Source organism: uncultured Demequina sp., from assembly GCF_913055775.1.
In the GTDB taxonomy this organism is placed as follows: Bacteria; Actinomycetota; Actinomycetes; order Actinomycetales; family Demequinaceae; genus Demequina.
On record NZ_CAJXJX010000124.1, the window covers coordinates 1 to 7,928 of the forward strand.

Here is a 7,928-nt window from a genome sequence, read left to right on the forward strand (position 1 = left end):
CGGCATATCCACGAGGGCTGGGAGGGGCCGGAGCCGCACCGCCATCCCCACCGCCACGCCGCGATGCACCACACGCACCCCTTCGTCATCGACCGCCACCACTGGAGCTGGCCGGACCGGGCGGCGTGAGGGTGAGTGGGCCCGCCCGCGCCCTTCGAGACGCGCGCAAGCGCGCTCCTCAGGACGAGGGCTAGGTTATTCGGGTTGCTATAAGAAAGCCTCGTCCTGAGGAGGCCCGGAGGGCCGTCTCGAAGGGCGCGGCGCGGCGGTATCGGCAGAGCAGGGCAGGGGATGCACGGCATCCCGTGTGAATCGCCTGCGACCGAAAGTCCGTATGTACCGCCTTTTTGCCGGTTTTAACCTTTCGCCAAATCGACTAAACAGGGGGCCGCGTTGTGGGACCCTTTACAAGACAAGGTGTTGCACATTAGAATGAATACAAATTCATCTCCCCGGGCCGGTGAGCCTGCTGGCGTCATTCGGGGGCTACAGTTCCAATGAAGGAATAACGGAATGAAGATTGGCGTACCCAAGGAGGTACACGCTGGCGAACAGCGTGTGGCCCTGACGCCGGAAACGGCGGGACGGATACAGAAGCTGGGCTTCGATCTCTGCATCGAGTCGGGCGCGGGCGCAGCCGCGCAGTTCAGCGACGAGGCCTATCGCGAGGCCGGCGTCGAGGTGACCGACGACACCCGCCGCGTGTGGGGCGAGTCCGACATCGTGCTCAAGGTCCGCGGGCCGGAGGCGCATCCCGCGCTCGGCGTCGACGAGACCGAGCTGCTGAAGGCGGGCTCCACGCTGATCAGCTTCATCTGGCCGGCGCAGAACGAGGCGCTGCTGGAGAAGATCAGGGCGCGCGGCGCGACCGCCATCGCCATGGACATGGTGCCGCGCATCAGCCGCGCGCAGAAGATGGACGCGCTGTCCTCGATGGCCAATATCGGCGGCTACCGCGCGATCGTCGAGGCCGCCAACAATTTCGGGCGCTTCTTCACCGGCCAGATCACGGCCGCGGGCAAGGTGCCGCCGGCCAAGGTGCTGGTGATCGGTGCCGGCGTCGCGGGCCTCGCCGCCATCGGCGCGGCGGGCGCGCTGGGCGCCATCGTGCGCGCCTTCGACACGCGCCCCGAGGTCAAGCAGCAGGTCGAGAGCATGGGCGCCGAGTTTCTCGAGCTCGATTTCGAGGAAGAGGGCTCCGGCGGGGGCGGCTACGCCAAGGTGATGAGCGAGGAGTTCATCAAGGCCGAGATGGAGCTGTTCGCGGAGCAGGCGAAGGACGTCGACATCATCGTCACGACCGCGCTGATCCCCGGCAAGCCCGCGCCCGAGCTGATCACCGAGGACATGGTGAAGTCGATGAAGCCGGGCTCGGTCATCGTCGACCTCGCGGCCGAGCAGGGCGGCAACTGCAAGCTGACCGTCGCGGGCGAGGTTGTGGAGCGCCACGGCGTGAAGCTGATCGGCTACACCGACCTGCCGAGCCGCATGGCCGCGCAGTCTTCGCAGCTCTACGGCACCAACCTGTGGCACATGCTCACCGACCTGACGCCGGAGAAGGACGGCGCCATCAACGTGGACATGGAAGACGACGTCATCCGCGGCGCCACCGTGGTGAAGGACGGCGAGATCACGTTCCCGCCGCCCCCGCCGAAGACGCCCGCCATCGCGCCGCACAAGGCCGAGGAGGCGAAGCCGGCGCCGAAAGAAGAGAAGCCGGCCAACGTGGGCCTGAAATCGGCGGTTACGCTGGTGATCGGCGGCATCGTGCTCGCCGCGCTCGGCACCGTCGCGCCGCCCGCCTTCATGGGCCACTTCACCGTCTTCGTGCTGGCCTGCTTCGTCGGCTGGCAGGTGATCTGGAACGTTAAGCCCGCGCTGCACACGCCGCTGATGAGCGTCACCAATGCGATCAGCGGCATCATCGTGATCGGTGCGCTGCTGCAGATCTCCAACCCGTCGTCGCTGGTCGTCGTGCTGGCCGGCGTGTCGGTCCTTATCGCCACCATCAATATCGCGGGCGGGTTCCTGGTCACCCAGCGCATGCTCCGCATGTTCCAGAAGAGCTAGGAGCCGGACCATGACATCAGGCCTGACCACCGTCGCCTATATCGGCGCCAGCATCCTGTTCATCCTGTCCCTCGCGGGCCTGTCCAAGCAGACGACCGCGCGGCGCGGCAACCTCCTGGGGATGGGCGGCATGGTCATCGCGATCGTGGCGACCATCGCGCTGGCACTGGACCAGTCCGAGCGACCCGTCGGGGTGACGGCCGCGCTGATCGTGGGCGTGCTGCTCATCGGTGCCCTGGTGGGCACCTGGCGCGCGCGGTCCGTCGAGATGACGCAGATGCCCGAGCTCATCGCGATCCTGCACTCGTTCGTGGGCGCCGCGGCGGTGCTGATCGGGTTCAACTCCTACCTGACCGAGGGGCACGACGCGGTGCACCTGATCGAGGTGTTCCTGGGTGTCTTCATCGGTGCGGTGACGTTCACCGGGTCGATCGTGGCCTTCCTCAAGCTGTCCGCGCGCATGAAGTCCTCGCCGCTGACCCTGCCGGGGCGTCACGCACTGAACCTCGCCGGCCTGGTGGTCTCGCTGGGGCTGGGCGCCTGGTTCGTCGCGGCGCCTTCTGTGCTGCCGTTGATCCTCATGACCGTGATCGCGCTGGCCATCGGCTTCCACCTCGTGGCCGCCATTGGCGGAGGCGACATGCCCGTGGTCGTGTCGATGCTCAACTCGTACTCGGGCTGGGCCGCAGCGGCGGCGGGCTTCATGCTGGGCAACGATCTGCTGATCGTGGTGGGTGCGCTGGTGGGCTCCTCCGGTGCGATCCTCAGCTACATCATGTGCAAGGCGATGAACCGCAAGTTCCTCGCTGTCATCCTGGGCGGGTTCGGCGGAGACGGAGCCGCGCCGTCCGCGGCGTCCGAGGGCCCGCAGGGCGAGCACACCGAGGTCTCCGTCGCGGAGACCGTCGAGCTGCTCTCTGCCGCGCGCTCCGTGGTGATCGCGCCGGGCTACGGCATGGCCGTCGCCAAGGCCCAGTACCCGGTGGCGGAGCTCGTGACGCGGCTGCGTTCGCGCGGCGTGAAGGTGCGCTTCGCGGTGCACCCCGTGGCCGGCCGCCTCCCTGGTCACATGAACGTGCTGCTCGCCGAGGCGCGCGTGCCGTACGACATCGTTCTCGAGCTGGACGAGATCAACGAGGACTTCGCGGACACCGACGTGGTGCTCGTCATCGGCGCGAACGACACCGTCAACCCGGCGGCACTCGAGGACCCGGGCTCGCCCATCGCGGGCATGCCGGTGCTCGAGGTGTGGAACGCGGAGCAGGTCGTGGTGTTCAAGCGGTCGATGGCCACCGGGTACGCGGGAGTCCAGAACCCGCTGTTCTTCCGGGACAACACCGCGATGCTGTTCGGTGACGCGAAGACCCAGGTCGAGGCCATCGTCGCCGCGATGCCCGCGACGGAGGCCGTCGACGCGTAGTTCGCGCAAGGGTTCCGAGTTCTGTGCACGGGGCCAGGCGTGCGACCGGCTTGACCTTCTAGCATGGTGGAAGGTTTACCGTGGTTCTCAGTGACCCCCGCGAGAGGACTCTGACCATGAGCGACATCATCGACATCACCGTGACCGGCATGAGCTGCGACGGCTGCGCCGGGAAGGTGCGGAGCGCACTCGAGTCGACGGAGGGCGTCGCATCCGCGGACGTCGACCACGCCTCCGGTGCTGTGCGCGTGCGCCTGGACGGCACCGTGCCCGCCGACGACCTCGAGTTCGCTCTCGACGAGGCGGTGGAGGGCGTCGGCTATCGGGTGGAAGCGCCGTGACCACGCCCACCGACGCGTCGCAGGCCGCGGCCGACCGCATTCCCCAGGTCGAGGCCATCAACCTCGCCGTGAGCGGCATGACGTGCTCGAGCTGCGCCGCGTCCATCCAGGGCGGCCTCGCCCAGCTGCCGGGCGTCGACGACGCGACCGTCAACTACGCGACCCGGCGCGCCACGGTGCGGCCGGGCGCGGGGGCCGATGCCGCCGCCCTCGAGGAGCAGATGCGCGCCACGATTGAGGGTCTCGGATACGAGGTGCTGACCAAGCCTCGAGGCGCTGTCGCTGCCACGCATGCCGGCTCCGACCAGGGAGCCAGCCACGGAGCGAGCCACGGCACCGGCCACGGCACCGGCCACGGCGACGAGCACGCCGAGGTGGACGAGCACGCCGCCCATATGCAGGCCGATGCCGCCCGCATCGCCGACTACCGCCGGCGCTTCCTCGTTGCCGCCGTCCTCACCGTCCCGGTGCTGCTCATCTCGATGGTTCCCGCCTGGCAGTTCGCCGGCTGGGAGTGGGTCGTCGCGCTCCTCGCGACACCGGTGATCGGCTGGTCGGCGTGGCCGTTCCACCGCAGCACTCTGATGAGCGCACGCCACCGCGCCACCAACATGGACACGCTGGTCACGATGGGCACGGTCGCGGCGTGGACATGGTCCACGGTGGTGCTGGTCGGCCACGCCTTCGGTGCTCTCGAGAGCGGCCACATCTATTACGAGACCGGCGCCGTCATCGTGTCGCTGATCCTGCTGGGCAAGTGGCTCGAGGTGCGGTCCACCGCGCGGGCGGGCGACGCGATCCGCGCGCTGTCGAGCCGTCAGAGCGCCACCGCGCGGCTCGAGGATGGCAGCACCATCGCGCGCGACGAGCTCGAGGTGGGGATGCGATTCGTGGTCCGCCCGGGCGAGACCATCGCGACGGACGGAATCGTGGTCGACGGTGGCGCAGCGGTGGACGCCAGCCTCGTGACGGGCGAGCCGGTGCCGGTGCGCGTCGAGGCGGGCGCCGGCACGGACTCCGAGGTCGTGGGCGGCACCATTGCCACCGACGGATCCATCACGGTTGAGGCGACCAAGGTGGGCGCGGAGACCATGCTCGCGCAGATCGCCCGCATGGTCGACGAGGCCCAGACCGGCCGCGCGCGCGTGCAGCGTCTCGCGGACCGCATCTCCCGCATCTTCGTGCCCATCGTCATCGCAGTCGCGCTGGCCACGCTCGTGACCTGGCTACTCGTCACCGGCGATGTCAACGGCGCATTCACCGCTGCCGTCGCGGTGCTCATCATCTCCTGCCCCTGCGCGCTGGGACTCGCGACGCCGCTCGCGATCATGGTCGGGACGGGGCGCGGAGCGCAGCTGGGCGTGCTGGTGCGTGGACCCGAGGCGCTCGAGGACACGCGCGATGTTCAGACCATCGTGCTCGACAAGACCGGCACGGTCACCGAGGGGCGCATGGCGCTGGTGAGCGCGTCCGCCCCGGAGGTCGCACGCTCGCATGGGGCCGATGCGGAGGCCGCCTTGCTGGACGCCGTCGCCTCGGTCGAGGCGCGCTCCGAGCACCCCATCGCCCAGGCGATCGCCGATGCGCGGCCGGGCCGAGCGCGCATCAAGGGCTTCCGCAACGTTCCCGGCCAGGGCGTCATCGCGACCGTGCAGCACCTCGGACTCCTGGGAGAGGCCCCCGGGCCCGAGGCCCCGAACACGGACCTGCTGGTGGGGTCGCGCCGGATGTTCGACACGGTGCCGGACGCTCTCGAGGCTCTCGCCTCCGAGGCTGAGTCCGAGGGTCGCACCGCGATCTTCGCCGGACGCGTGCCCGCGGACGGCGGCGCACTGGGTGCCGCCACGCTGGCGACGCGCGCGCCGGCCATCGCCGAGGCCGTCCTGGTGGTGAGCGACACCGTGAAGCCCACGAGCGCCGAGGCCGTGGCGGCGTTCCGCGAGCTGGGTCTCGACGTCGTGCTGCTCACGGGCGACAACGAGCGCGCAGCGCGGGCAGTCGCTGACCAGGTGGGCATCGAGACGGTGATCGCCCAGGTGCTGCCCGGCGACAAGGCGGACGTGGTGCGCGAGCTTCAGTCGGGCGCCGACGGCCGCCCTCGGCGCGTCGCGATGGTGGGCGACGGCGTCAACGACGCGCCCGCGCTCGCGCAAGCAGACCTGGGCATCGCGGTGGGCACGGGCGCGGATGTCGCGCGGGAGGCCTCGGACCTCACCATCGTCTCGGGAGACCTGAGGGCGGCGGCCGATGCGATCGCCCTGTCCCGGCGCACGCTCGGCACGATTCGCGGCAACCTCTTCTGGGCCTTCGCTTACAACACGGCGGCGATCCCGCTCGCTGCGCTGGGCATCCTCAACCCCATGATCGCGGCTGCGGCCATGGGCGGGTCGAGCCTGTTCGTCGTGGGAAACTCGCTGCGCCTACGGGGCTTCCGCGGGTACCGCGCGAAGGTGTGACTAGCCGGACGCCGTCCGCCGCCGGTCCCACTGCACCTGGCGGCGGTCGACCGTCGCGGACAGGATGCGCACGTCTCGCGTGAGCTCCACGGACCGGGGTGACCCCCACCCGTCCTCGTGCGAGGCCGTGAGCAGGTGGAGCTGTGCCGACTGCAGGCGGCGCAGGGCCCGCGCCGTCGCCCGACCGCCGCGACGCCGCGCCCACCGCCGCGCCCGTCGCCGCGCGCGCCGGGTCACGAGGGTGCTGAAGTCGCCGGGAGACACCAGATCGTCCGGGATCACGTGACGCGCGAGACCGGCGAACGTGCGGCGCTCGCGCAGATGCGCCCAGCGCAGCACGACCAGCAGCATCGCGAGCACCGGGAGTCCCTTGATGATCGACCCGAGCACCACGTATCCACCCACGATGGGGGTGTCGAAGAATCCGTGCACGGCCATGGCGAGACCGAGCCCGCCCACGAGCGCTGCGACGCGCTGCAGCCGCGACGTGCCCGCGTTGAAGAAGTAGCCCAGGCCGGCACCGGCGATGGCCGTGAAGGTCGCATGCGACCACAGACCCCCGATGATGCCGCGCAGGATGAATACCTCCCACACGGTCGCGTACCCGCTGTCCGCGCTGAAGGTCGCGGTGTACAGGAAGCCCTCGGAGACCTGGAAGCCCAGACCCACGACGGCGCCGTAGAACAGACCGTCGGCGGCCGAGCGCACCCGCGCGCCGGGAATCAGAGCCAGCGCGAGCACGCCCATGAGCTTGAGCGGTTCCTCCGACAGCGGCGCCGCGAACGAGGAGATCCACGGGTTGTCCGTGCCCAGCGCGCTCGCGACCAGGTCGTGCATCGCGGGTGCGGCGATCGCCCCAAGGCCGGGAGCGGCGAGCGCTCCCCACAGGAGCGCACCGAGCACCGTCACGGGAGAGCGGCGCTCGAAGAGCTCGAGGCGATACAGGATGACGATGAATGCGAGCCCGTAGGCCAGCCACAGGATCGCGGACAGCGTCGCGGTCGAGGGGTTGTCGCGCAGCGCGCGGGCGACGAGCGGTCCCCACTGCCACAGGCCGACCAGGGTCAGCGCGGCCCCCACCCAGAAGACCCACGAGCGCACGTCGAGGAAGCTCGTCGTCCTGGGCACCATCCGCGGCAGCGCCGCGATCGAGACGGTGTACGGCTGGGGTTCGCCCGCTGTCACGGCGCGCCTCCCGCGTCGGAGGCCGGTGCCGGGGTCGAGAGCGCGAGCGACGCGACCATCCGCGCCGCGTCGGGCTCGACCTGGGACCAGCGCTCCAGCGGCGCCGTGAGGACCGCGACCGTCTCGTACGTGCCGTGCGCCACCACCCAGGTCTTGGACCCCTGAGTCTCGCTGGTCCCGGAGACCGATACTCCGGGGTCCCCGACGTCGGTCGCGAACTGCACGGGGTCGCCAAAGACCCACGTCGCGTTGGGGTCCTCTTCAAAGTCCGCGAGAGCCTCCTGAAGCTGCCCCTCGAGGGCCTCGCCGGCGGTGGCACCGGTCGCGACGTACAGGTTCGCGCTGCCGTTGACCAGCACCGTCGCCTGGCCCACGTCGTCCCCGACCGACCAGCCCTCGGCGAGCGAGATCTCGATGCGAGGCGCGACCGCCAGCGAGTCGCCCTCCGACCCCTCC

6 protein-coding genes are annotated in these 7,928 nt (G+C 70.1%); 4 read left to right on the top strand and 2 right to left on the bottom strand.

Annotation, left to right across the window (positions count from 1 at the left end; genetic code table 11):
* Positions 1-513 precede the first annotated feature (513 nt).
* The 4 genes from QZ483_RS11335 to QZ483_RS11350 all read left to right on the top strand — a co-directional run bounded on the left by QZ483_RS11335 (position 514) and on the right by QZ483_RS11350 (position 6,287).
* Entirely contained in the window at positions 514-2,070 is a 1,557-nt protein-coding gene (locus QZ483_RS11335; RefSeq protein ID WP_297084055.1) for a Re/Si-specific NAD(P)(+) transhydrogenase subunit alpha, read from the top strand.
* Between the two features lie 10 nt (positions 2,071-2,080).
* Positions 2,081-3,490: a Re/Si-specific NAD(P)(+) transhydrogenase subunit beta gene (gene pntB, locus QZ483_RS11340; RefSeq protein ID WP_297084056.1), complete on the top strand. Its 1,410-nt coding sequence runs from the start codon at positions 2,081-2,083 to the stop codon at positions 3,488-3,490.
* A gap of 116 nt (positions 3,491-3,606) precedes the next feature.
* Positions 3,607-3,831: a heavy-metal-associated domain-containing protein gene (locus QZ483_RS11345; protein ID WP_297084057.1), complete on the top strand. Its 225-nt coding sequence runs from the start codon at positions 3,607-3,609 to the stop codon at positions 3,829-3,831.
* Positions 3,828-6,287 (top strand): cation-translocating P-type ATPase, encoded by a 2,460-nt coding sequence (locus QZ483_RS11350; protein ID WP_297084058.1) that lies wholly within the window; start codon positions 3,828-3,830, stop codon positions 6,285-6,287. Before QZ483_RS11345 ends, QZ483_RS11350 begins: the two co-directional genes overlap by 4 nt.
* On the opposite strand, the gene QZ483_RS11355 is transcribed toward QZ483_RS11350, so the two are convergent.
* Positions 6,288-7,472, bottom strand: a complete 1,185-nt coding sequence (locus QZ483_RS11355) for a PrsW family intramembrane metalloprotease (RefSeq protein WP_297084059.1) — start codon at positions 7,470-7,472, stop codon at positions 6,288-6,290.
* Positions 7,469-7,928 (bottom strand): hypothetical protein (locus QZ483_RS11360; RefSeq protein ID WP_297084061.1); only part of this gene is annotated, 460 nt, incomplete at its 5' end. The genes QZ483_RS11360 and QZ483_RS11355, both read right to left, overlap by 4 nt.

Bases quoted from the DNA above. Each gene is read 5' to 3' on its own strand.
- QZ483_RS11345 (WP_297084057.1), top strand. From the start codon at position 3,607: ATGAGCGACATCATCGACATCACCGTGACCGGCATGAGCTGCGACGGC.
- pntB (WP_297084056.1), top strand. From the start codon at position 2,081: ATGACATCAGGCCTGACCACCGTCGCCTATATCGGCGCCAGCATCCTG.
- QZ483_RS11335 (WP_297084055.1), top strand. From the start codon at position 514: ATGAAGATTGGCGTACCCAAGGAGGTACACGCTGGCGAACAGCGTGTG.